Here is a 23,081-nt window from a genome sequence, read left to right on the forward strand (position 1 = left end):
GCCGGGGATGGTCCCTCCCCTCCTGCTCGAGCTCTCGACCCTCCTGGGCCCCTCAGCCCCGGGGCAGCGCCGCCCCCATGGCCTCACCCACGTGCGCGACCGGCAGGACCTGCATCCCGGCGACCTCACGCAGCTCGGACGAGCCCGCCAGCGGCACGATCGCCCGGTCGAAGCCGAGTCGGGAGGCCTCCGCCAGGCGCCGCTGGATGCCGACGGTGGCACGCACCTCCCCGGTCAGCCCCACCTCCCCGAAGGCCACGAGACCGGCGGGCGTGGGCAGGTTGCGCGCGGCCGAGACCACGGAGATGGCCACGGCCAGGTCCGTGGCCGGCTCGACGGCGCGGGCCCCACCCACGGTGGAGACGTAGACGTCCGCGCTGGAGGTGTCCACCCGCAGCCGGGCGCTGAGAACCGCCAGCGCCATGGCCGTGCGCGAGTGGTCCACCCCGGAGGTGGTGCGCCGCGGGGAGCCGGCGTTGGTGGAGGCCACGAGCGCCTGGATCTCCACCGGCATGGGGCGGCGCCCCTCCAGGGTGACGGTGGCGCAGGTGCCCGGCACCTCGGATCGGGCGGCGGACAGGAACAGGCCCGAGGGGTCCGCCAGCCCCACGATGCCCCGCTCGCCCAGGTCGAAGCAGCCGATCTCGTCGGTGGGGCCGTAGCGGTTCTTGACGGCCCGCAGCAGACGCAGCCGGGCGTGCCGGTCGCCCTCGAACTGGGCGACGACGTCGACCAGGTGCTCCAGGACCCGGGGCCCGGCGATCCCGCCGTCCTTGGTCACGTGCCCCACGAGCAGCACCGGGATGCCACGCTCCTTGGCCACCGCGATGAGCGCGCCGGCCACCGCCCGCACCTGGGTGACGCCTCCGGCGCTGCCCTCGACCTGCGCCGAGGCGATGGTCTGGACCGAGTCCACCACCAGCAGGGAGGGGCCGGCCGCCTCCACGTGCCCCAGCAGGGCCCCGAGCTCGGTCTCCGCGGCCAGGAGCAGCCCCGGGTCCAGGGCGTCGATGCGCTCGGCCCGCAGCCGCACCTGCGAGGCGGACTCCTCACCAGTGACGTAGAGGACCGGGCCGTCACCGCGCTCGCGCGTCACGGCGGCGGCCTTCGCCGCGACGTCGAGCAGAAGCGTGGACTTGCCGACGCCGGGCTCACCGGCCAGCAGCACGACGGCGCCCGGCACGATCCCGCCTCCCAGGACCCGGTCCAGCTCGCCCACCCCGGTGGGGCGGGCCCGGGCCTCGGTGGCACTGACCTCACCGATGGGGCGGGCGGCCACCGCCGGGAGCACGGCGCTGGCGGCGGCCAGGGCACCGCCGCCGACGGCCCCACCCGGGGCTCCGGTGGCCTGGACCTCCTCCAGGGTTCCCCACTCCCGGCACTCCCGGCACTGGCCCATCCACTTGGGGCTGGACCAGCCGCACTCGGTGCACTGGTAGGAGACCTTGGGGGCTTTAGGACTCTTCGTTGCGGGCATGACGGGAGCGTATCGGGCGCCACCGACATCTATTCTCCTAGGCCGTGTTGCGAAACTGGGCCCGCGGGGATCTCTCGGAGCCGCAGTGAGCCACGTGACCCGTCGTGGTCGTACCTTAGGTCTCGCGTTCGAAGGGTAGAGGGTACGACCGCGCGACCTACCCTACGAACGCGCGGATGCCTCGCCGTGCTTTCGCAACACGACCCAGCCGGCAGCTGGGCACCAACGTCCTTCCCGAGGATGCTCCACGGTCCGTAAGATCCGGCCGCGTGGTGCACGGGGCGAGACACCTCGCGTACCACGCGGCCGGACCCTTGAAGAGCTCAGTAGCCGACCGGACCGGTCTGTCCCGGCTGGCCGCCCTGACCGGCCTGACCGCTCTGGCCGTAGGGCTGCTGGTTCTGAGGAGCCTGGGGGACCTGGTTGGTGGGGGCCTGACCGTACTGCCCCTGCTGTGCCTGGCCCGACTGCTGCCCGTACGCGGCCTGCTGGGGCGTACCGGGGGCCACCTGCTGGCCGGGGACCTGGCCGTAGCCGGTGCCCTGCGGTGCTACTGGCTGGCCCGGCTGCTGCCCGTACGCGGCCTGCTGTCCCTGCACCGGGTTCCCGGGCATCTGAGCGTAGCCCTGCTGCTGGGGCGCTCCCGCAGCCTTGGCAGCCTCAGCGGCCGCCACCTGCTGGCGAATGTGCTCGGGGACCAGGTTGGGGAAGCGCTTGGCCAGGACGTCATCGACGAAGGACACGAGGAACAGGAGGACGGCGATCGGGATGATGAACAGCCACAGGGGGTCCTCGCCCTGCCCGGCACATAGGTGTTGAGAATGACGAGGAGAATGACGTCCAGAATGACGCCGACGATCACCGCGATCCCGAAGAGCGGGTAGAACAGACGGGTACGGATCGTGATCTCGTCCTCGTCCGAGTCCTGGTTTCCGGAGCCCTGGGGGACGTGAGCTGTGCTCATGAGTCATGTCCTCTCTGAGATGTGGGAAGACTGCTCCGCCGCGAGGCCGAGCGTGTCCGGCTTCTCCGTCCGGCTTCAGCTCATCTGCCCGTTGTGTCCGTAGGGCTGCTGGTTCTGAGGAGCCTGGGGGACCTGGTTGGTGGGGGTCTGACCGTACTGACCCTGCTGCGCCTGCCCTGGCTGCTGCCCGTACGCGGCCTGCTGGGGTGTACCGGGGGCCACCTGCTGGCTGGGGACCTGACTGGGCGCCTGGCCGTACTGGGGCTGACCGTAGCCGGTGCCCTGCGGTGCCATCGGCTGCTGCACCTGGCCGTAGCCCTGCTGCGCGGGTACTGCACCGGGGTAGGGTTGGTACTGCTGGGCCGTGTAACCGGGCACCAGGTGGGGAGAGCGCTTGGCCAGGGCCGCGTCGGCGAAGCGTCCGATCGCCAGGGCGGCGACAACGGGAACAATGAAGACCAGGTACGGGATGCGCACCCTCCCCTCAACGTTCGTGATGATTGCGATGTAGATCGCGATGTCGATCACGACGGCGATCAGGACCACGACGGTCATGATGAGGTAGTAGTAGCGCGTACGAGGGGTCTGTTCCCAGGGGGTCGGCAAAGTCGGTTTTAGGGGGTTGGTTGGGTCTGTAGGCTGATGGCTCGTTTGGGGCGTCTGGACAGGGATCTGGTGGTTGAGGCGATGGAGACGCCGGGCCCGAGGAAGAGGCGGATGAGGCTGATGGCCAGGTTCCTTAGGGCGGCCATGATCTCGGGGCCGTTGCGGGTGCTCAGCTGGTGACGGTCCTCGTCGAAGACCACGTCCCGGATCCAGTGGAGACGGTTCTCTATCCCCCAGTGCCCGCGGACCCAGGCCGCGACGGCCTCGGGCTGGGCGTCGGTCATGGGCAGGGAGCAGATCAGGTAGACCACCTCGACACGCTTGCGGCCTTTGACGGTTCGGGTGCGTCGGATCTGGATCACCTGGGCGGCGGCGGGGAAGTCCACCCGCTGAGGGGCCTCGAGGGCCTTGACGGTGCGCCGCACCCACCGACCGTGGCAGCGCTCGACCGAGGAGATGGACGGGACGTCCTTCCACGGCAGGGCCTTGAGCGTCCTGCGCAGGGTCTTCTGATTGCCCTTGACGGTGAACACGTAGTGACCACCACGCCGGGTGATCCACCGGGCGGTGTCCACCTGGGTGTGCATGGCGTCAGCGGTCACCACGACCCCGTCCAGGTCGAGGGGCTCAAGCAGAACCCTGAGTGCGGGGATCTCGTTGGACTTGCCGGCCACCCGCTCCTGGGTAAGCACGGCGCCCGTGGCGTGGTCCAAGGCGGCCAGGAGGTGCGGCGCCGGATCCTCGCCCCTGCGCGCTGCACGCATGGTCTTGCCGTCCACGGCGATCACTGTGCGGCCGTTGATGGTGCCGGTACGCGTGTAGAACCAGGTCATCAGATGGGCGTCGAGGTCTGCGGGGTCCAGGTCCTGGAGCACCCGTCGGATGGTGGACTCCGATGGAAGGGCCTGCCCCTCCTCCAGCCCCAGAGAGCGCAGGTCGGCGCCGGTCAGGTCGGTGGTGTGCTCCCATATCGCCGTCAGGCTCCGGCAGCCGGCCAGCACCCCGGTGACGGCCAGGGACAGGACCGTGGGCAGGCCTCAAGCGCACACCCCGCCGATCGCGGGGGTCGGTCACGTTCCTGAGAACCTGGACCAGGGGCTGGCGCGACAAGGCGGTCGTGGTGGAGGATGGCATCAGCGCGGGCTCCCAGGACGAGGGGATGACTAGACACCACTCATCGTCCCCACGGGGCCCGCGCCCCCGTCTCAACGACACACCAAACCCCGTCAAAGCCCCCGTCAGACCGGCTCATCCCTCATCACCCACCGACTTTGCCGACCCCCTGGGTCTGTTCCTCGTCGGAGCTCTCACTGCTGGAGAGTCGGGGGTCGTTCTGGGCGGGGGACGTGCTCATGAGACGGCCTTTTCTGTGTTCGGGGATTGTTGTTCCGCAGTGCGCCCGGTGGCGCGACCGGTCCCCAGCGTGCCTAAAAACAACCGATTCGTCACCCGCACGGCATGGGGAGTGGTATCCCCGTGACATATGTTTCTCACGCGCCGAGCCGGGCATGTTTCGCGTAGCCCTACAGAAAAACCGTAGGGCTACGCGAAACATGCCCGGCTCGGTGAGGTGGGGCGGTCGCCCGCTGTCAGCCGCGCGTGCGGGCCAGGGCCCGGCGGGCCCGCTCGGCCACGTTCTGCCCGGTGAAGCCGTACTCCTCGAACAGCGTGGTGCCGGCGGCGGAGGCGCCGTAGTGGTCCAGGGAGACGATCTCGCCGGCGTCGCCGACAATCTCCCGCCACCCCATGGCGATACCGGCCTCGATGGAGACCTTGGCGGCACCGGCCGGGAGCACCTCGGCCCGGTAGGCCTCGTCCTGCTGGGCGAACCACTCCAGGCAGGGGGCGGAGACCACCCGGGTGGGCGTGCCCTGCTCCTGGAGGATGTCGCGGGCGGCCACGGCCACGCCGACCTCGGAGCCGGTGGCGACCAGGACGACGTCGGGGCTCACCTGCTGTCCGGAGGCGTCGGTGGCCTCGGCCAGGACGTAGGCGCCGCGGTGCACGCCGTCGGCCGCGGCCCGGGCGGAGGCGCTCACGGGGAGGTTCTGACGCGAGATGACGATGCCAGCCGGCTCGTCGTGACGGCGCAGGATCTCGGCCCAGGCGGCGGCGGTCTCGTTGGCGTCCCCGGGGCGCACGACGGCCAGGCCCGGGATGGCGCGCAGCGCCGCCAGGTGCTCGATCGGCTGGTGGGTGGGGCCGTCCTCGCCCACGCCGATGGAGTCGTGGGACCACACGAAGATCGAGCCGATCCCCATGAGCGCCGCCAGGCGCACCGCCGGACGCATGTAGTCGGAGAACACCATGAAGGTGCCGCCGTAGGGGCGGGTGAGCCCGTCCAGGGCGATCCCGTTGAGGACCGAGCCCATGGCGTGCTCGCGCACACCGAAGTGGATCGTGCGCCCGAAGGGCCCGTCCCCCTCGGCCTGCGCCAGGGAGGCGGGCAGGAAGGAGGGCTCGCCCGCCATGGTCGTGTTGTTCGAGCCGGCCAGGTCCGCCGACCCGCCCCACAGCTCGGGCACCGCGTCGGCCAGCGCGGAGAGCACCTTGCCCGAGGCCGCACGGGTCGCCAGGGACTCCCCGACCTCCCAGGTCGGCAGGGCCGCCTGGAGCCCCTCGGGCAGGCGGTGGGCCTCCAGGCGCTCCAGCAGCGCGGCCCCGTCGGGGTTGGCCTGCTGCCAGGCCGCGAAGCGCTCGTCCCAGACCGCGTGGGCGGCCCGGGCGTTCTCGGCGGCCCGAGTGCGGGCACGGTCGACGACGTCGTCGGGCAGGATGAAGGTCTGCTCAGGATCCAGGCCCAGGGCCTGCTTGAGCCCGGCGATCTCCTCACCCCCGAGCTTGGCCCCGTGGGAGGACTCCTGGCCCTGCTTGGTCGGCGAGGGCCAGGCGATGATCGTGTGCAGACGGATGAGCGTGGGCCGGCTCGTCTCGGCGCGGGCCGCCACGACGGCCTCGTGCAGCGCCTCCAGGTCCTCGGCATAGCCGTCGGGCCCGGTGCGCCAGTCGACGTCGAGCACCTGCCAGCCGTAGGCCTCGAAGCGGGCCGAGACGTCCTCGGTGAAGGCGATGTCCGTGTTGCCCTCGATGGAGATGTCGTTGTCGTCGTAGATGGCGATGAGGTTGCCCAGCTGCTGGGTGCCGGCCAGGGATGCGGCCTCGGAGCTCACGCCCTCCTGCATGCAGCCGTCACCGAGGATCGTGTAGACGAAGTGGTCGAAGACCGACTCGCCCAACGGTGTGCCCGCGTCCAGCAGCCCGTGCTCGCGGCGCGCCGCCATGGCCAGGCCCACCGCGTTGGCGAAGCCCGCCCCCAGCGGGCCGGTCGTCGTCTCGACCCCGGGCACCTCACCGAACTCGGGGTGGCCCGGCAGGCCCGCCGGGGAGCGGAAGGCCGTGAAGCCCTCCAGGTCGATGTCGTAGCCGGCCAGGAACAGCTGGATGTACTGCACCAGCGAGGCGTGCCCGATCGACAGGACGAACCGGTCCCGCCCCAGCCAGCCCGGGTCGAGCGGGTCGTGGACCATCTCACGCTGGTAGAGCAGCCACGCCACCCCCGCCAGGGAGATCGGCGTACCGGGGTGACCCGACCCCGCCTTCTCCACGGCGTCGGCGGCCAGGGCCTTGGAAACCGCGATGGTCTGACGGTCAAGGTCGGTGAGCAGCGGCTCAGCACTCATAACTGAGGACTCCTTGTGCATGAGGGTGCATGTCGCTCGCAGCCACGAGCGCGGCGCCGGTGGAGCCGGTGCATCCGTGACTGGGCATCAGGGATGATCCTTCCCGCTTCGGCAGGGGCGGGCAAGTACACCGGTGAACGCGTGTTCAGTTCAACTCGACGCTGGCCCGCCCCGTTCAGGCCCCCTCCAGGAGGGAGCGGGCAGTGCTCTCGTCGGTGGCGAGGGCGGACAGGTAGCCCCCGCGCAGGGTCGCTCGCAGCGCCTCGACCTTGTCCCGGCCCGCGGCCACGCCGATGACCAGGGGGATCTCACTGAGCCGGGAGGGGTCCAGGCACAGGGTGCGGTCGCACAGGGCCGTGCGCACGTGGTTGCCCTCGGTGTCCAGGTGGTGCCCGCAGACGTGGGCGACGACGTTCTTGCGGCGGCACTCGCGCATGACGGCGGGCGTCATCCAGCGGCGCAGCAGCGGGCTGCTCGTCGTCTCTCCGACGGCGCCGACGCCGGTGAGCGCTACGTCGCTGCGGGCGGCGAGCTCCAGGGTGGTGGCCACCCGCTCCTCGCTGCGCACCGCACGGGCGTTCTTCAGGGAGTCGAAGACGAGGGGGACCGGCAGCGAGCGGTAGTGACCGCCCAGCCGCAGGGCCAGGTTGCGGCAGATGTCCGGGCCGTCCTCGAGGTGGAAGGACTCCCCGGCCGAGCCCAGCATCGCCACCGTCGTCGACTCCGGCCAGACCCGCTCGGACAGGTGGTGGACGACGGCGCCCACGGCCCGGCCGTTGGACACGGCGATGACGCTGCGGGGGCCGCAGTGCCCCAGGAGCAGGTCGCCGCACACCCGGGCGACCTCGGCGCCAGGGCCGCTGGCGCCGTCGGCGCGGTCCTCGGCCACCCGCGCCTCCTTGAGCCCGAAGGCCCGAGTCAGCCGCTCCTCCAGGGCCATGAGCCGTTCGATGGGGTGGGAGACGGTGACGGTGACGACGCCGTGGCGGCGGGCCTCGGCGAGCATGCGCGAGACGGTGGGGCGCGAGTAGCCCATCTTCCCGGCGATGCTCGCCTGGTCGAGGCCCTCGTCCCAGTAGAGGCGGGCCACCTCCAGCAGCAGTGAGGCCCGCTCCCGGGTCAGCTGTGCACACATGCGTTCAGATTATCCAATCGTGATCGTCTGATCTCTTGTCCTGACAACGATTCTTCCGGAAATCAGCCACCGGTTGCACCGTCAATATGAACATCTGTTCATCACTCGTCTTCGACATCGGCACCCCTCTCCGTAGCGTGACCGATGTGGGCAGGGCGCAGCGGTCCTCAGTGGTCCCAAGTGGCCCGGCTGCCGATCACCTGCGATCCGCCCGCCACCACCCGCCCGCAACCCCTCTGGAGGAGAAGAACCTATGGGCATCGTCCGCACCATCCACGGCGACGTCGACCCCGCGAGCCTCGGAGTCGTCAACGCCCACGACCACCTCATCCGGGTCGGCGCCGGGGAGGTCTACCTGGATCCCGACCACCTCCTCATCGACGAGGACAAGGCGGTCCAGGAGGCCACCTCCTTCGTCGAGGCTTCCAAGCGCTTCGCGCCGAGCGCCACCATCGTCGACATGTGCCCGGCCTCCTCGGGGCGCGGCGTGCTCCTGCTGCGCGACGTCGTCGACCGCGTCCCGGACCTGCAGGTCATCCAGGCCACCGGCTTCCACCAGCAGAAGGTCTACCTGGAGTGGCGCCAGTCCTGGGTCAACCAGTACACGGTCCCCGAGATCGCCGACCTGCTCATCGCCGACATCGTCGAGGGCGTCGATGAGCGCGACTACATGGGGCCGCTGGTCAAGCGCACTGACATCAGGGCCGGCTGCATCAAGTGGGCCAGCGCCTACGGCCAGATCACCGACTGGGAGGTCAAGACCGGCCAGGCCGTCGCCATCGCCTCCAAGGAGACCGGCGCGCCCGTCAACACCCACGTCACCGCTGGCACCTGCGGCCCCGAGCAGGCCCGCTTCCTCATCGAGCAGGGCGTTGCCCCGGAGAAGATCGCCATCGGCCACATCCAGCGCAACTGGGACCCGTGGGTCCACGAGCAGATCGTCGCCACCGGCGCCTACGTCGAGCTCGACGGCACCAACCGCATCAAGTACGTACCCGACAACGCCCGGGTCGAGCTCATCAAGACCCTGGGCGCCAAGGGCTACGGCAAGCAGATCCTCCTGGGCACCGACTCGGGCAAGGCCTCCTACCAGAAGGCCTACGGGTCGGTCTCCGGCATCGACTACGACCCGGCCGTCTTCTGCCCCCGCCTCATCGAGGACGAGGGCGTCGACCCCGCCTACGTCCAGGACCTCCTGGTGGGCAACGCCGCCACCTTCTTCGCCTTCGATCCCCTGGCCGGATGAGTCGGGAGGAGTCACCACCATGACGCAGCAGCCCGCAGCACCCAGGCTCCAGGTCGCCCTGGACACCCTCGACCTGCCCAGCGCGCTCGGCCCCCTCCAGCGGGCCGCCCAGTACGTCGACGTCATCGAGTGCGGCACCATCCTCATCCTGTGCGAGGGGTTCCACGCCGTGCGAGCCATCCGCGCCCTCTTCCCCGACAAGCAGGTCCTCGCCGACGTGCGCATCGCCGAGGCCGGCTCCAAGATCGCCCGCCTCGCCTTCGAGGCCGGGGCCGACCTCGTCTCCTGCGTGGCCGGCGCCTCCATGTCGACGATCCGCCAGGTGTGCCAGGTGGCCGACGAGCTCGGCGGCGAGGTCCAGGTCGAGCTGGCCGACGAGTGGTTCGATCCCGAACGGGCCCGCGCCTGGCGCCGGGCCGGCGTCGAGCACGTCATCGTCAAGCGCTCCCGCGACCGTGAGGCCGGCGGCGACCTGTCCTGGAAGGACGAGGACATGGACCGGGTCGACGAGCTGGCCGCCATGGGATTCACCGTCACCATCACCGGCGGCGTGAGCCCCGCCGACCTGCCCGCCTTCGCCGGGCGAGACGTCGGCATCGTCATCGCCGGCCGGGCGATCGTCGCCGCCGAGGACCCCGCCGCCGCGGCCGCCGAGCTGTCCGCCACCCTGGAGGAGGTGTGGACATGAGTCCCGACGCCGCGCAAGCGGACACGGCCCGCTCAGGCGCCTCAGCCGGTGCCGGGCTGGCCGCTGGCATCAGCCTGGGTATCTACGAGAAGGCGCTGCGCGTCGGACCGTTGAAGGGCTCCGCCAGCCGTGTGGACGGTGAGGCCTGGCGGACCTTCCTCGACCAGGTGCCCCGAGCGGGCTTCTCCTTCCTCGACCTGTCCATCGACGAGTCCTCCGAGCGGGAGGCCCGCCTGGACTGGGACGCCGGGCAGTGCCGTACCGTGCGCCGGGCCGCCGAGGCGGCCGGCACCTTCATCGGCGGGATCTGCCTGTCCCTGCACCGCCGGATCGGCCCCGGATCGGCCGACCCGGCCGTGCGTCGCCGCGCCCGCGAGGTCATGGCCCACGGCCTGCGGGTCTGCCACGAGCTGGGCGTCCCGGTCATCCAGCTCGCCGGCTACTACTGCTACTACGAGGAGCCGCATCCCGACGCCGAGCGCTGGTACGCCCAGCTCCTGGCCGACGCCGTCCCCCTGGCCGCGCGCCTGGGCGTCGTCATGGGGATCGAGAACGTCGACGGCGACGACGTCACCTCCCTGACCAAGGCGATGGAGCTCGTCGAGGCCGTCGACTCGCCCTACCTCCAGCTCTACCCCGACCTGGGCAACATCGCCGAGCAGGGCCTCGACCCCGGCGTCGAGCTCGCTGCCGGAGAAGGTCACATGGTGGCGATGCACGCCAAGGACGTGCGCCCCGGCGAGCCCCGCCGCGTGGAGATGGGCACCGGCGTCGTCGACTGGGACCGCTCCTTGGCGCTGCTGGCCGCCCAGGGCTGGAGCGGCCGCCTCATGATCGAGATGTGGAACGACGATGCCCCGGACTCCCTGAGTCGCTGCGCCGCCGCCCGCGCCTTCATCGAGGACCGGGCCGCCTCGGCGGGACTGCCCGTCGTGGCGCCGTAGAGCCGCCATCGAGCCGCCGCTGAGCGGAGACCTCGCCGGAAGCCTCCTCCCCGCTGCTCCTAACCGCCTCATCACCCACCGGACCGTACAACCGCACCTGACACCACCCCGAACCACGAGCGGCACCGCTGCCGCTGCTTAGGAGAATCGACAATGAGGTACGACCTGACAACCATCGGCGAGGGACAGATCCGGCTGACCTGCGAGCGCGGGGACCGCCTGGCCACCGCCCGGTCCCTGCGCATGACCGCCGCCGGCTCCGAGGCCAACGTCGCCGGGCTCCTGTCCGAGCTCGGCCGCGCCACGGCCTGGACCACCAAGCTGCCCCGCGGAGAGCTGGCCGACCGCATCGCCCTGGAGTACTCCGCCGTCGGTGTGGACATGAGCCACGTCGTCATGACCGATGAGGGCCGCGTCGCCCTCTACTTCCTCGAACCGGGCGAGTTCCCGCTGCCGGGCAAGGTCACCTACGACCGCGAGTACACGCCCTTCCGCAGCATCGTCCCCGAGGAGTTCGACTGGGACGCCCTGCTCGACACCCGCCTGGTCTTCCTCACCGGGATCACGGCGGCCCTGACCCCGGACACCGCCCGGGTGGTGCGCTACGTCGCCGACGCCGCGCGCGACCGGGGCGTCGACGTCGCCCTCGACGTCAACTTCCGCTCCCTGCTGTGGGACGGGGAGCAGGCCCGGGCCGTCCTGGAGCCGATCGCCAGGGGCGCCTCGATCCTGTTCTGCTCGCGCACCGACGCCGGGATCGTCTTCGGAATCCCGGGTCAGGGCGTGGAGGTGTGCCGGGCGCTGCGCGAGGAGATCGGCGCTCCCACGGTCGTGTCCACCGACGGGCGCGCCGGCACCTACCTGTCGACCGCCGCCGAGGGCGAGCGCGTCTACGAGATCAAGTCCGTCCCCGTCGTCGACCGCCCCGGGGCGGGGGACTCCTTCGTGGCCGGCACCCTGCACGGCTGGCTCGACGGCGACGTGAGCCGGGGCATCGAGATCGGCACCAAGGTGGCCTCCCTGGCCCTGACCCATCACGGAGACCTCACGCACGTGCGCCCCGCGGAGCTGCTCCAGGCGCAGGGCTCCGACATTGTCCGCTGACCGGCCTCGCGCCGGCTCCACCGTAGATTGGACCGCATATGAGTACCGCATCGGGCAGCGCAGCGCCGTCAGCCGCCGCGAGCGCCCTGGAACAGATCGACTCCCGGCCCCTGACCGGCCACCAGCGAAGCATCATCGGACTGGCGATCGTCGCCAACGTCTCGGAGTTCTTCGACATGTTCCTCATCGGCTTCGCCGTCGTCCAGCTTCAGAAGGAGTGGAGCCTGGGCGGCTTCGAGACCGGTGTCATCCTGGCCTGCTCCGGGCTGGGAACCGTCCTCGGCGCGATCCTGTGGGGACGGGCCGCCGACAGGATGGGCCGACGACGCACCTTCTCCTGGTGCGTCCTGCTCTTCACCGTCTTCACCCTGGCCTCGGTGTTCACCCCCACCGGCTGGTGGGGCATGCTCGCCCTCCTGCGGGTGCTGGTCGGTGTGGGCGTCGGAGGCCTCAATATCGTCTCCATCCCCTACGTCCAGGAGTTCGTCCCCACCAGGCAGCGCGGCCTGCTGGCCGGGCTGGGCTCGGTGTTCATCCCGCTGGGCCTCTTCCTGGGGTCGCTGGCCCAGCGCGCCATGCACGACAACTGGCGCGGACTCATCGCCCTGGGCGCGATCCCGATCCTGCTGCTGGCCTGGATCAGGCTCGTCCCGGAGTCGCCCCGCTTCCTCCTCTCACAGGGGCGCGAGCGCGAGGCGCGCGAGTCCATCGCCTGGGCCCTGGAGCTGAGCCCCGACGCCGTCGGCGCCCTGCCACCGGTGGAGACCGAGCAGCGGATCGCCTACTCCGAGCTGCTGCGCAAGCACTTACGGCCCCTGCTCATCGTCTCGATCGGCTCCTTCTGCTTCATCCTGGGCTCCTTCACCGTGCAGTCCTGGGGGCAGACGCTCCTGGAGGTCGGCTTCGACGACATCGATGCCGACACCGTGGGCACGCTCTTCATGGGCGTCTCCCTGGTGGACCTGCTCGGGCGCCTGGCCTCGGCCTGGCTCGCCGACCGGATCGGGCGGCGCTGGACGATGTTCTCCTTCGGCCTCATCGGGGCGGCGGGAGCGGTCATCGTGGCCTTCTCCGCCCACTGGGAGACCTCCTGGATCATCTTCTTCACCGGCATCTGCATCACCATGGGCTTCGGCGACGGGGCCTTCGGGATCCTCAACGCCTTCGGCGGCGAGCAGTTCCCCAACGACGCCCGGGGGACCGGGCTGGGCCTGGGCTACGGCCTGGGGTCGAGCGCGAAGATCGTCGGCCCGCTGCTCATGGGGGCGATGATCGGTTCGGACAACCTCAAGGAGCTGGCCCACCCGCTGGCCGCCGTCTTCCCTGCCTTCCTGTTCTTCGCGGCCATGCTGGTCCTGGGCGGTTTCGTCTACCTGCTGGCCCGTGAGACCAAGGGGGAGGTCCTCGAGGACATCTGAGCCGCCTGAGCCGTCCGAGGTACCCGAGGTACCCGGCGTCGTCGTCGGACTCACCTCCGACGCCTGTGGGCGCTCAGGGAACATGAACAGATGTGCGGGGTCCGCAACCGGCTGGTTGCGGACCCCGCACCCTTGTGGCCGACCGGCTAGTGCTGGCCGTAGACGTGCTGGTACCGGTCGTTGAGGCGGTCCACCATGTCGGCCGGGATCGGCTTCACGTCTCCGAGCTGCTCGGCGATGCTCATCGTGCGGGCGACCTCCTCGCACATGACGGCGGCCTTGACGGCGTCGCGCGCGTCCTTGCCCACGGTGAAGGGGCCGTGGTTGGCCATGAGGACCGCCGGGGACCTGGAGCCCTCCAGGGTCTCCACGATGCCGCGGCCGATGGAGTCGTCGCCGATGAGGGCGAAGGGGCCGATCGGGATATCACCGCCGAACTCGTCGCCCATCATGGTCAGGGCGCAGGGGATCGGCTCACGGCGCGCGGCCCAGGCGGTGGCGTAGGGGGAGTGGGTATGGACCACGCCGCCGACGTCGTCGCGGTGCCGGTAGACGTAGGCGTGGGCGGCCGTGTCGGAGGAGGGTGTCAGACGGGCCGGGGTCCCGTCGTCGATCTTCTCCCCGTCGAGGGTGCACACCACCATCGTGTCCGCGGTGAGCTCGTCGTAGGAGACCCCGGAGGGCTTGATGACGAACAGGTCGGTCCTGACCGGCCCGTCCCCGCGGTCGACGACGACCCGCTCGGAGACGTTGCCGGCGGTCCACACCACCAGGCCCCAGCGGGGCAGCTCGGCGTGCAGCTCGGCCACCCGCTGCCGGGTGTCCGCCACCGCCTCGCGCAGGTGCTCGTCGAGGTCGGCCAGGATGATCCTCTCGCTCATGCGTGTGCTCCTTCATCGCCAGTGCGTTTCTGTTGGGTTCACTGGCGATTCTTCGGAGCCGGCCTGTCGGCGTCACCACGCCCGGTGCACGAATGTTCACGGCCGTTCCCGGACGACGTCTCATGATGCCGGTGCCCTCAGAGCTCGCCGGGACGTGTGATGCGGCCGGGTACAGGAATCCTGTACCCGGCCGCATCACACGTCCCCGTTCGCCCGGGGCGGGGCGGGCCTTCAGCCCTCCTGGTGCTCGACGACGTCGACCGGGGCCTCGCCGTCATCGCCTTCGGAGGCGCCGGAGTCCGGCAGGTGACCGCCCACCATGTCGGTCAGGCCCGTGCCCACCAGGCTGCGCAGGATGACGTCGAGCTGCTCGACGTTGCTGGCCACGGCCTTGGGCAGGGCTGAGGCGCCCTCGGTGGAGATGATCGACAGGTCGCGCACGCTGGCCAGCGGCTCGCTCAGGGCCCGCGCGATCTCGGGGGCCTTGTCCAGCAGCATCTGGCGGGTGGCGGCCTCGCCGTACTTGGCCAGGGCGTCGGCCTTGTCGCTCATGGCCTTGGCCTCGGCCTCACCGGCGGCGCGGATCGTGTCGGCCTCGGCCTGGCCGCGGGCGGCGATGGCCTCCGCCTCGGCGCGGGCCCGGGCCGCGGTCGCCTTGGCCTCGGCCTCGGCGCGGGCCACGGTTGCCCGGGCCTGGGCCTCGGAGTCGAGCCGGGTGCGCTCGGCGTCGGCCTCGGCGCGCAGCAGCGCCTCGGTCTTGGAGGCCTGAGCCTCCTGCTCGCGCTGGTAGCGGGCGGCGTCGGCGGGCTTGCGGACCGTGGAGTCCAGCTCGCGCTCGGTCAGGGCCGCCTTGGCCTCGGCGGCCTCCTGGCCGATGATGGCGATCTCGCGCTCCTTGGCGGCGCGGGCGATCGGCCCGGCGGAGTCGGCGTCGGCCTGGGCCTTGTCCGTCTCGGCCTTGAGCTGGGCCTGACGCAGGGACAGGTCGCGCTCGCGCTCGGCGATCTGCTGGCGGGAGGTGACCTCGGCGTCGCGGGCCTCGCGCTCGGCGTTGGCCCGGGCGATGCGGGCGTCCTTCTCGACGCGCTGCTGCTCGGGGACACCCAGGGAGTCGATGTAGCCGCCGGCGTCGGTGATCTCGGAGACCTGGAGCATGTCGATCTCCAGGCCCATGTTGGACATGATGCTCTTGGCGTCGTCGAAGACGTTGCGCTGGAGGGCGTCACGGTCGGAGATGAGGTCGGTGACCGTCATGTGGCCGATGATCGAGCGCAGGGAGCCGATGAGCGCCTCCCGGGCGGAGTCGGCGATGGCCTGGTCCGTGTTGGGCTTGCCCAGGAAGCGCTTGGCGGCGGCGCGCACCTGCTCGTCGGAGTCGCCCACCTTGACGGCGGCAACGGCCGAGACGCTGACGTTGATCTTGTTCTCGTCCTCGGCAGTGACCTTGAAGCCGATCGTGGTCTGGGTGAAGGGCAGGTACTGGATGGACTGGATGACCGGCAGCACGAAGTCGCGCCCACCGGGGTGGATGATCTTGACCGTGCCCCGGTTCGACCCGGAGATCAGGCCGGTGAGGTTGGCGGGGACGACGACGATCCGGCTGAACAGGTAGGCCACTACCAGCAGCGCGATGATGACGATGACGACAATGGCGCCGATGATCGATGCATCCATGCGGTATTCCTTTCTTTGCGGGGAGATGGGACGGAAAAAAGAAGGAGCGGGTCGAGGGGGAGGGACGCGGTGAGAACGGGGAACGAGGAGGGCTGGGCCGCTGCCGTGGCTCGACGGGGGCTCAGTCGTCGATCAGCCCCCAGGGGGTGATGGTGAGGGTGGAGTCGACGGCGTCGAGCACCCAGGCGCTCTGACCCGAGCGCAACGGCTCCTCCGATCGTGCCGGCAGGGTCAGCTGGTTGCCGCGCGTGACGGCCCGGACCTCACCGGTGCCGTCCTTCCACCACAGGACGGTGACCTTCTCCCCGATGAGCTCGGCGGCGGTGGGCGGAGCCGTGTCCAGCGGCATGGTCCGCCTGAGGCGGTTCCACAGCCAGCGCGTGACCGCGCCCGAGGTGAGAGCCAGTGCTGCGGCGACGCCCCACACGACGGCCACCGGCACCTGCACGGCGGTGGAGCCCGACACGGCCGTCATCCCCATGCCGATCGCGCCGAAGACGGCCACCGGCAGGGCGAGGACCGGCACCATCCCGTCGGGGAGGAAGGCGTCCAGCAGCCCGTCGAACAGGACCCCGACCAGGAGGATGACGCAGCCGATGATCGCGCACCAGGCGAAGATGCTCACGCCAGTCCCCTTTCATGGAGGCCCGGTGGCCTCCTACCCCCGGATTCTGCCACGGTGGCCGGAGCTGGACGCCGAGATGAGATGGGGAGAAGAACCCGGCGGTTGTGGTTGGCTCAGGCGCCGCGAGCCCGGGGGAGCTCGGCGGAGTCCTGCAGGGACGGGGGAGTGGAGGACCAGGCGGCCGACGTCGGGGCGGCTGCCTGCGTCGTCAACGGTGCGGACGCGGGTGGACCGGTGGGAACGGCCACGGTGGTCACGGTCTCCTGGGCGCTCGGGTCGGTTGCGGGGGTGAGGCCTGCCGGTGCGGCCGTGCGGGCCGGGACGGCCACCGCCCGGTGGGCTCCGACGGCGCCGGCTGGCACGGCGCCGGCTGCGGACACGGCGGAGTGCTGCTCGGCTCGCTGAGGCGTGGGCAGAGCGGGCGGGGCGGTGGCGGGCATACCGGCCTCGCCGGGCGCCTGAGCGGGTACCTGAGCCGTGCCCTGGGACGGCAGGACTCCGTAACCGTCCGCTCCTGCCGCCCTGGTGGCCGGCGCAGGCACGGCGGGGCCGGCGGGGGCGCTGGGGGCTCCTGGCTGCTGCGGGCCTGCGGGCACCGTGACCGTCTGGGCGGCGACCGCCGTGGCCCTGGCCGCGGAGTCGGCCGGGGGCGTCAACGGCGAGCCGGCCCGGGCATGGGTGGCCGGCCCTGGCTGCGGCTGCGCCGGGGCCGTGGCGGAGGGCGAGGCAAGTGCCGCCGGCGGAGCGGATGTCGCCGACGTCCCCGAAGCGGCCGGCGCGTGCGGCTCGGCTGCGCGGCCCCGGGGCAGCGCCTCGGGGAAGGCGGGCGCGAAGACGGGCTCGGTCTCCTCGGTGCTGGCTGACGACGTCGAGGCCCCAGCCTCCCGAGCCGTCGCCGATGTCGCTGATGACGGCAATGTCGACAATGTCGCCGATGTCGCCGTGGAGGTTCCCGAAGCCGTCGTTACCGCCTCCGGGACGGCTGCGGCCGCCTGCGCGGGCGGAGTGGTCGGGGAGGCCTGGGAGCGCCGACGTCGCGAGATGCGGCTGGGCGTCGGGTCCTCGAAGACAGGGCGCTGGGTCTCGGGCGCGCGATGGCTCTCCGGACCTGCCGGACCTGCCGGGTGAGTCGATGCGGGAGTCGGTGTGGGAGCTGCTACGGGACTCGTCGGGCGAGCCGCTGAGGAAGCCACTGTGGAAGCCGTTGCCGGAGCCGCTGGCGCGGGCTTGCCGGTCGCCGTGTGCGCGCCCCGACGTCCCGGGGTCAGTGGGGGCCACACGACGTCGGACTCGGGCAGTGCGGGGCCGGTCGCCGGTGCTCCCGTCGCTGCGTTCGTCACCGTCGTCGCCGCCGTCGCTGTATTCGTCGCGGTCGTCGTCACCGGTGCAGCCGTCCCGGCCGCCGCCGCCGAGGCCTCCCGCGCCACGCGGCTCTGCGCCCGGCGCGAGCGTCGTCGAGAGGTGTCAACGGTGGCCCCGGTGGAGGGGGCGGCAGCGCGTGCGGTGCTCGCCGGGCCCACCGGGCTCGCGGATCCGGTGGACTGAGAGGAGCCGGCGGGGGGCGGGTAGTCGGCGAACCTGGCGATGTGGTCGAGGTCGTAGTGGGACGGGTCCTGGCCGGCGTTGCGCAGCACGTCCTCCAGGGGGCTGAGCAGGGCCAGTCGGAAGGCGGGATCGACGCAGCGCGCGTTGACCGCGCCCCAGATCTGGTCGGCGGTCAGGGACTCCTCGGAGGAGCCCAGGTCGTTGCGGATCGCGGTGACCAGGTCGGACTCCAGGCGCGCGTAGGCCATGGCGTAGGCGCTGGGCCACGGGGCCTCGGGCCGCTGGGTGCGCAGGAGGGCGAAGTTGCGCAGCGCCCGCAGCACCTCGTCCGAGCCGCCCACGAGCGCCCCGACCCGCAGCCGGTCCAGCGCCTCGTTCTTCATCGTCCCTGTGCTCTCGGGGCCCAGCAGGTGCTTGGAGTCCTCAACGACCTCCCGCAGGAAGACCCGGTAGGCGGCGATGCTGTCGGGTGTCGTGCGCTCCTTGGTCATGGAGCGCAGCCGCTCGGCGGCGTGCCTCGCTGCCAGGCGGGCCGAGCTGGCCTCGGACTGGACCTCGTTGATCCGCGAGATGCTGGCGCGGGAGATCCGCGAGGCCTCCTTGAGGGCCAGGTCCGCGTGCGCCGTCGAGCGCCGTGCGGCGAAGACGGCGGCGACGGCGACCAGGATGGCGACACCGGCTGCGATGGAGGCCACGACGGCGACAACGGACAGGTCCATGCCCCTATCCTGCCCGGAATCGACTCAATGGTGCCGCGAAAAAAGGGTCTCCCCAGATAGTCCCCAGAATCTCTGCGGGAGGTGTTCAGGTGTGGTGGTGGTCGCGCTCACATTGCGCAAGGAGGATACGAATGTCCTTCAGGATCGTGCCTTCAAGGCCGTGGCGAGGAGCCCGTCTCGGCGCGGACGCACCATCAGTCCCGGCGACTCACCTGTGTGGAGCAGTCCGTGAACTCGAAGGTGCGTCCGCGACGCCGGAGACCGGCCGGCGCCGGTTCGCCGAGCGGCGCATCCGTGCCTCCAGGACGGCCGTGACCTGCACCGATGTGCACGGGACGGGATCCTTGGGACCTCTGGCGCTACGCGGTGGCTTGCAGCGCGGTAGCGTCGGCGCCATGAAGAAACTCATCAACTCCGTTGACAACGTGGTCACGGACGCCCTGCGGGGCATGGCCGCGGCCCACCCCCACGAGCTCGACGTCGACCTCGACCAGCACGTCGTCTACCGCCGCAGGCGCAAGGAGCAGGGCAAGGTCGCCATCGTCTCCGGCGGCGGCAGCGGGCACGAGCCGCTCCACGGCGGTTTCGTGGGCACCGGCATGCTCGACGCCGCCTGCGCCGGCGAGATCTTCACCTCCCCGGTCCCCGACCAGGTGGTCGCGGCCACCACCGCCGTCGACCGCGGCGCCGGCGTCCTGCACGTCGTCAAGAACTACACCGGCGACGTCATGAACTTCGAGATGGCCGCCGAGATCGTCGACGCCGACTCCGGCATCCAGGTCGCCGCCGTGGTCACCAACGACGACGTCGCCGTCGAGGACTCCCTCTACACCGCCGGACGACGCGGCGTGGGCGTGACCGTCATGGTGGAGAAGATCGCCGGCGCCGCCGCCGAGGAGGGCCGCCCGCTGGATGAGGTCGCCGGCATCGCCGAGCGCGTCAACGCCGCCGGCCGCTCCATGGGAATGGCCCTGACCTCCTGCACCGTCCCGGCCAACGGCAAGCCCTCCTTCGACCTTCCGGCCGACGAGATGGAGATCGGCATCGGCATCCACGGCGAGCCCGGCCGCCACCGCGAGAAGATCGCCGGTGCCGCCGAGGTTGCCGAGCGCCTCGTCACCCCCGTCCTGGCTGAGCTGACCGAGCTGGAGCTGCCCGCCGCCGGTCCCGACGAGGGCGTCATCGCCATGGTCAACGGCATGGGCGCCACCCCGCTGCTCGAGCTCTACCTCATGTACGGCGAGGTCGCCCGCCTCCTGGAGGCCGCCGGGATCACGGTGGCCCGCAACCTCGTGGGCAACTACATCACCAGCCTCGACATGGCCGGCTGCTCCCTGACCCTGGTGCGCGCCGACGCCGAGCTGCTGCGGCTGTGGGACGCGCCCGTGAGCACCCCCGGTCTGCGCTGGGGAGTGTGAGGACCTGACACAATCGGGTCGCCCGCAGTGGCTGCGGGTGGTCCGAGGGAACCGTGAAGGAGGAGGGACATGACGAAGGACGCGGGAGCCTCCCGCCAGACACTGGACGTGGTGGACCTGGAGGCGTGGGTGCGTCGCAGCGCCGAGCTCATCACCGAGCACGCCGAGGAGCTCACCGACCTGGACGCCGCCATCGGTGACGCCGACCATGGCACCAACATGAAGCGTGGCCTGAACGCCGCGGCCGACGCGGTGGAGGCCGGCTCCTTCCCGGGCGCCGACGCGCTGCTCAAGAAGGTCGGCATGACCCTGGTCTCCACCGTCGGGGGAGCCTCCGGACCCCTGTACGGAACCTTCTTCCTGCGCACCGGAGGCGCCCTGGCGGGCCACGGCAGTCAGGACGGCGTTGACGCCCGGGCCCTCGCCGACGGCCTGGAGGCCGGGGTCGGCGGCATCGCCGCACGCGGCCGCGCCACCACGGGGGAGAAGACCATGCTCGACGCCTGGAGCCCCGCCCTTGAGGCGCTGCGCGCCCACCCCGACGACCTCGCCGAGGGCGTGGCCGCCGCCGCGCGGGCCGCGGCCGAGGGGCGCGACGCCACCAAGCCGATGGTGGCCACCAAGGGGCGGGCCTCCTACCTGGGGGAGCGCTCGGCGGGCCACATCGACCCCGGCGCCGCCTCCACCGCCCTCCTCCTGGCCGCTCTCGACGACGTCGTCGCCGGAAGGACGGCGTGATTCCGGTGAGCGTCGCATCCCCGCAGAGCCTGCAGCCGAGCGGCGTAGCAGACAGTGCCGCCAGCGTCGGCATCGTCCTGGTCTCCCACTCCCGGGCCCTGGCCGAGGCCGCCCTGGACCTGGCTCGCCGGCTCATCGTGTCCGTCGACGTCCCTGTCGAGCTGGCCGCGGGGCTCGACGACGGCGCGCTGGGCACCGACCCCGGCGCCGTCGTCGACGCCGTGGAGCGGCTCGCCGCCCGGTGCGAGGGGGTCCTGGTCCTGGCGGACCTGGGCAGCGGGATCATGAGCGCGGAGATGGCCCTCGAGATGCTCGACCCGGCTGTGGTCGAGCGGGCGCGCCTGTCCGCGGCGCCCTTCGTCGAGGGACTGCTCGGTGCCTACGGCGCCGCCGGGATCGGCAAGGACCTGCCGGCCGTGGCCGCCGAGGCCGATGGCGCCGCCGAGGCCAAGCGCTCCCAGGTGACCGCCTTCTGACGCCGCCCGGGGGGGGCGCACCGGATAGCACCGAATAGCTCTGGGTAGCTCAGGGCTACCCCGGGCGGTTCACGCGCGGTTGGCGAAGCGCTCCAGGAGGGCGGCGTCCCCACCGACGACGAGCACGTCCTCGGCCGAGACCAGGATGTCCGAGGTGGAAGACGGTCATGGGTGGGAGTGCGCGGAGGTCTTCAGGGGGTGGCCGCTTCCATGATCGTGGTGCTGGGAGTTGCTCGGGGGTGGTCGATATTGGCGGGGTGCCTCATGTCAAGGTGCCCGCGAAGTGTCTTCGGTGCCTCATGTAGGAATGCCCGCCAGGTTGAGGGGTGGTTAGGAGGCTTTCCTGACTCGTACGCCTTTGTGGACGTCGGGCAGGATGCTTGGGATCTGGGCGAGGTAGAGCTGGTCGGTCTTGTCCTTGGCCAGGCGGATGAGAACGTCCTGGAGCTCGATGATGCGGCGGGTGATAGAGGCGGGGTTGAGCTGGTTGCGGTACGAGACCAGGTCAGTCTTCTGGGCCTTGGTCAGGGCGCTGGTGTCCAGCAGCCGGTCCAGTGGGGTACGAGGAGCGTCGTAGAGGCGCTTGCGCCTGCCGGCCTTATCGGTGCCCCATCCGATGGGCTTGCGGGTGGGGGTCAGGAAGTTGAGCTTGACGTTGACCTGCTCCCAGAGACGGCCCAGGACCTCGCGCTCCTCGCTGGTGTCGTAGCGGTAGTAGAAGGCGTAGCGGCGCACCAGGTGGTTGTTCTTCGACTCGATGGTGGCCTGGTCGTTCTTCCTGTAGGGGCGTGAGCGGGTGAAGTAGATGTCCAAGTCCCCGGCCCAGCGCACCACGCTGTGGTTGATGAACTCTGAGCCGTTATCGAAGTCCATGCCCAAAACGGGGAACGGGACGCATCCCACGGCGGCGTCCAGGGCGGAGATGATGTGCTTCTCAGCGTTGTTTCGGATTGAGCGAGTGAAGGTCCACCCCGTGAGCGCGTCGGTCATGTTCACAGTCCGGGTGAACTCTCCTTTGAGGGTCGGCCCGCAGTGGGCGACGGTGTCGACCTCGAAGAACCCAGGCTCAGCCTCGATCTCGTCACCGGCCTTGCGGATCTTGATGGAGCTGCGCAGCAACGGACCGGCCTTGGTCGTCGACTTGCCCCGCAGCTGCTCGGTAGCCCGCACCGGGGCGAGGTAGCGGTCAATGGTCGCCGCGCTCATGGCCACCAGCTCGTCTCTGACGGCTGGGGTGTAGCGCGGCTCGTCGTCGAGCTCACCGCTCGCCTCCAGCAGGTCCAGCAGCAGCGGCATGGACTCCTTGAGGTACTTGCCGCACTGCCCGCCGCTGGCGGCCCACACTCGCTGGAGCACCTTCAAGGCGTCGTAGGAGTACCTGCGGGCTCTAGCCCTTCGCTCCGCCGACTTTCGGCGACCCGGTGGGCGCTTGGCTGCGGCCACCAGGCGTCGGCGCGCGTTGTCCCGACTCCAGCCAGTGACTGCGCAGACCTCATCAAGGATCCGTCCCTTGTCCTTCTTCGACGCCCTCGTGTACACCCTGGCGTACTTTCCCGTGATCTCGGCCCTGGCCTGCATCGACAACCCACTTCCCATGCCCACCACGGTCCACGAGCTTCGCGGGCAGTCCTACATGAGGCACCGAGCCTCTTACGCGGGCATCCTTCATGAGTCTCGTCGATTGGTTGACGTCGGGTTGCAGGAGCGTAACAATGGTGCGGTACAAATAGCCTGATGCAGCGG

Annotated in this window: 19 protein-coding genes and 1 pseudogene; 8 read left to right on the top strand and 12 right to left on the bottom strand. The window is 71.0% G+C overall.

From position 1 onward, the window contains the following. Positions 1–52 precede the first annotated feature (52 nt). The 6 genes from radA to EL340_RS14140 form a co-directional block, all read right to left on the bottom strand. Entirely contained in the window at positions 53–1,477 is a 1,425-nt protein-coding gene (gene radA / locus EL340_RS14115) for a DNA repair protein RadA (protein ID WP_126415150.1), read from the bottom strand. A gap of 323 nt (positions 1,478–1,800) precedes the next feature. Next, complete coding sequence (locus tag EL340_RS14120) at positions 1,801–2,220, bottom strand: hypothetical protein (RefSeq protein ID WP_126415151.1); 420 nt, start codon at positions 2,218–2,220, stop codon at positions 1,801–1,803. Positions 2,221–2,516: 296 nt separating this feature from the next. Continuing rightward, entirely contained in the window at positions 2,517–2,996 is a 480-nt protein-coding gene (locus EL340_RS14125) for a hypothetical protein (protein ID WP_232023113.1), read from the bottom strand. Positions 2,997–3,055: 59 nt separating this feature from the next. Continuing rightward, entirely contained in the window at positions 3,056–4,048 is a 993-nt protein-coding gene (locus EL340_RS14130; RefSeq protein ID WP_232022964.1) for an ISAs1 family transposase, read from the bottom strand. A gap of 588 nt (positions 4,049–4,636) precedes the next feature. Continuing rightward, positions 4,637–6,727, bottom strand: a complete 2,091-nt coding sequence (gene tkt, locus EL340_RS14135; protein WP_164719405.1) for a transketolase — start codon at positions 6,725–6,727, stop codon at positions 4,637–4,639. Positions 6,728–6,902: 175 nt separating this feature from the next. Next, the gene (locus EL340_RS14140) at positions 6,903–7,862 is read right to left on the bottom strand and encodes a sugar-binding transcriptional regulator (RefSeq protein ID WP_126415153.1); all 960 of its coding nucleotides are present in this window, start codon (positions 7,860–7,862) and stop codon (positions 6,903–6,905) included. Between the two features lie 253 nt (positions 7,863–8,115). Here EL340_RS14140 and EL340_RS14145 point away from each other — a divergent pair, with 253 nt between their 5' ends. From EL340_RS14145 to EL340_RS14165, 5 genes are all read left to right on the top strand, one after another. Further along, positions 8,116–9,108, top strand: coding sequence for a phosphotriesterase family protein (locus EL340_RS14145; RefSeq protein WP_126415154.1), 993 nt, complete (start codon positions 8,116–8,118; stop codon positions 9,106–9,108). A 19-nt stretch (positions 9,109–9,127) separates the two neighbouring features. Then, the gene (locus EL340_RS14150; RefSeq protein ID WP_126415155.1) at positions 9,128–9,796 is read left to right on the top strand and encodes an orotidine 5'-phosphate decarboxylase / HUMPS family protein; all 669 of its coding nucleotides are present in this window, start codon (positions 9,128–9,130) and stop codon (positions 9,794–9,796) included. Then, on the top strand, positions 9,793–10,740 hold the full coding sequence (locus EL340_RS14155) for an L-ribulose-5-phosphate 3-epimerase (RefSeq protein WP_197722319.1): 948 nt from the start codon (positions 9,793–9,795) through the stop codon (positions 10,738–10,740). The genes EL340_RS14150 and EL340_RS14155 overlap by 4 nt, the downstream gene beginning before the upstream one ends. A gap of 153 nt (positions 10,741–10,893) precedes the next feature. Beyond that, positions 10,894–11,844 carry a sugar kinase gene (locus EL340_RS14160; protein ID WP_126415156.1) on the top strand — a complete coding sequence of 317 codons (951 nt, stop codon included), beginning with the start codon at positions 10,894–10,896 and terminating at the stop codon, positions 11,842–11,844. 38 nt (positions 11,845–11,882) lie between these two features. Next, positions 11,883–13,262, top strand: a complete 1,380-nt coding sequence (locus tag EL340_RS14165) for an MFS transporter (RefSeq protein WP_126415157.1) — start codon at positions 11,883–11,885, stop codon at positions 13,260–13,262. 146 nt (positions 13,263–13,408) lie between these two features. Here EL340_RS14165 and EL340_RS14170 read toward each other — a convergent pair whose 3' ends face one another. The 4 genes from EL340_RS14170 to EL340_RS14190 form a co-directional block, all read right to left on the bottom strand. Then, positions 13,409–14,143, bottom strand: a complete 735-nt coding sequence (locus EL340_RS14170) for an L-ribulose-5-phosphate 4-epimerase (RefSeq protein WP_126415158.1) — start codon at positions 14,141–14,143, stop codon at positions 13,409–13,411. 231 nt (positions 14,144–14,374) lie between these two features. After that, complete coding sequence (locus EL340_RS14175) at positions 14,375–15,817, bottom strand: flotillin family protein (protein WP_126415159.1); 1,443 nt, start codon at positions 15,815–15,817, stop codon at positions 14,375–14,377. A gap of 121 nt (positions 15,818–15,938) precedes the next feature. Then, positions 15,939–16,442, bottom strand: coding sequence for a nodulation protein NfeD (locus tag EL340_RS14180; protein WP_126415160.1), 504 nt, complete (start codon positions 16,440–16,442; stop codon positions 15,939–15,941). 113 nt (positions 16,443–16,555) lie between these two features. Beyond that, positions 16,556–18,706, bottom strand: coding sequence for a hypothetical protein (locus EL340_RS14190; RefSeq protein WP_232023114.1), 2,151 nt, complete (start codon positions 18,704–18,706; stop codon positions 16,556–16,558). Between the two features lie 395 nt (positions 18,707–19,101). Between EL340_RS14190 and dhaK the strand changes: the two genes are divergently transcribed. From dhaK to dhaM, 3 genes are all read left to right on the top strand, one after another. Beyond that, positions 19,102–20,124: a dihydroxyacetone kinase subunit DhaK gene (dhaK, locus tag EL340_RS14195; RefSeq protein ID WP_126415161.1), complete on the top strand. Its 1,023-nt coding sequence runs from the start codon at positions 19,102–19,104 to the stop codon at positions 20,122–20,124. A 69-nt stretch (positions 20,125–20,193) separates the two neighbouring features. Continuing rightward, positions 20,194–20,862, top strand: coding sequence for a dihydroxyacetone kinase subunit DhaL (dhaL, locus tag EL340_RS14200; RefSeq protein ID WP_126415162.1), 669 nt, complete (start codon positions 20,194–20,196; stop codon positions 20,860–20,862). 5 nt (positions 20,863–20,867) lie between these two features. Then, the gene (gene dhaM / locus EL340_RS14205; RefSeq protein ID WP_232023115.1) at positions 20,868–21,338 is read left to right on the top strand and encodes a dihydroxyacetone kinase phosphoryl donor subunit DhaM; all 471 of its coding nucleotides are present in this window, start codon (positions 20,868–20,870) and stop codon (positions 21,336–21,338) included. 69 nt (positions 21,339–21,407) lie between these two features. Here the strand turns inward: dhaM and EL340_RS15840 are convergent. Next, positions 21,408–21,497 (bottom strand): annotated as a pseudogene (locus tag EL340_RS15840) (TrkA family potassium uptake protein); the annotation flags it as partial. 171 nt (positions 21,498–21,668) lie between these two features. After that, entirely contained in the window at positions 21,669–22,934 is a 1,266-nt protein-coding gene (locus tag EL340_RS14215; RefSeq protein WP_232023027.1) for an integrase catalytic domain-containing protein, read from the bottom strand. Positions 22,935–23,081 lie beyond the last annotated feature (147 nt).

It is taken from the genome of Actinomyces viscosus (genome assembly GCF_900637975.1).
Classification (GTDB): domain Bacteria; phylum Actinomycetota; class Actinomycetes; order Actinomycetales; family Actinomycetaceae; genus Actinomyces; species Actinomyces viscosus.

Coding starts and splice junctions, on each gene's coding strand:
- radA (WP_126415150.1), bottom strand. CDS start 1,477: ATGCCCGCAACGAAGAGTCCTAAAGCCCCCAAGGTCTCCTACCAGTGC.
- EL340_RS14125 (WP_232023113.1), bottom strand. CDS start 2,996: ATGACCGTCGTGGTCCTGATCGCCGTCGTGATCGACATCGCGATCTAC.
- tkt (WP_164719405.1), bottom strand. CDS start 6,727: ATGAGTGCTGAGCCGCTGCTCACCGACCTTGACCGTCAGACCATCGCG.
- EL340_RS14140 (WP_126415153.1), bottom strand. CDS start 7,862: ATGTGTGCACAGCTGACCCGGGAGCGGGCCTCACTGCTGCTGGAGGTG.
- EL340_RS14145 (WP_126415154.1), top strand. CDS start 8,116: ATGGGCATCGTCCGCACCATCCACGGCGACGTCGACCCCGCGAGCCTC.
- EL340_RS14150 (WP_126415155.1), top strand. CDS start 9,128: ATGACGCAGCAGCCCGCAGCACCCAGGCTCCAGGTCGCCCTGGACACC.
- EL340_RS14155 (WP_197722319.1), top strand. CDS start 9,793: ATGAGTCCCGACGCCGCGCAAGCGGACACGGCCCGCTCAGGCGCCTCA.
- EL340_RS14160 (WP_126415156.1), top strand. CDS start 10,894: ATGAGGTACGACCTGACAACCATCGGCGAGGGACAGATCCGGCTGACC.
- EL340_RS14165 (WP_126415157.1), top strand. CDS start 11,883: ATGAGTACCGCATCGGGCAGCGCAGCGCCGTCAGCCGCCGCGAGCGCC.
- EL340_RS14170 (WP_126415158.1), bottom strand. CDS start 14,143: ATGAGCGAGAGGATCATCCTGGCCGACCTCGACGAGCACCTGCGCGAG.
- EL340_RS14175 (WP_126415159.1), bottom strand. CDS start 15,817: ATGGATGCATCGATCATCGGCGCCATTGTCGTCATCGTCATCATCGCG.
- EL340_RS14190 (WP_232023114.1), bottom strand. CDS start 18,706: ATGGACCTGTCCGTTGTCGCCGTCGTGGCCTCCATCGCAGCCGGTGTC.
- dhaK (WP_126415161.1), top strand. CDS start 19,102: ATGAAGAAACTCATCAACTCCGTTGACAACGTGGTCACGGACGCCCTG.
- dhaL (WP_126415162.1), top strand. CDS start 20,194: ATGACGAAGGACGCGGGAGCCTCCCGCCAGACACTGGACGTGGTGGAC.
- EL340_RS14215 (WP_232023027.1), bottom strand. CDS start 22,934: ATGGGAAGTGGGTTGTCGATGCAGGCCAGGGCCGAGATCACGGGAAAG.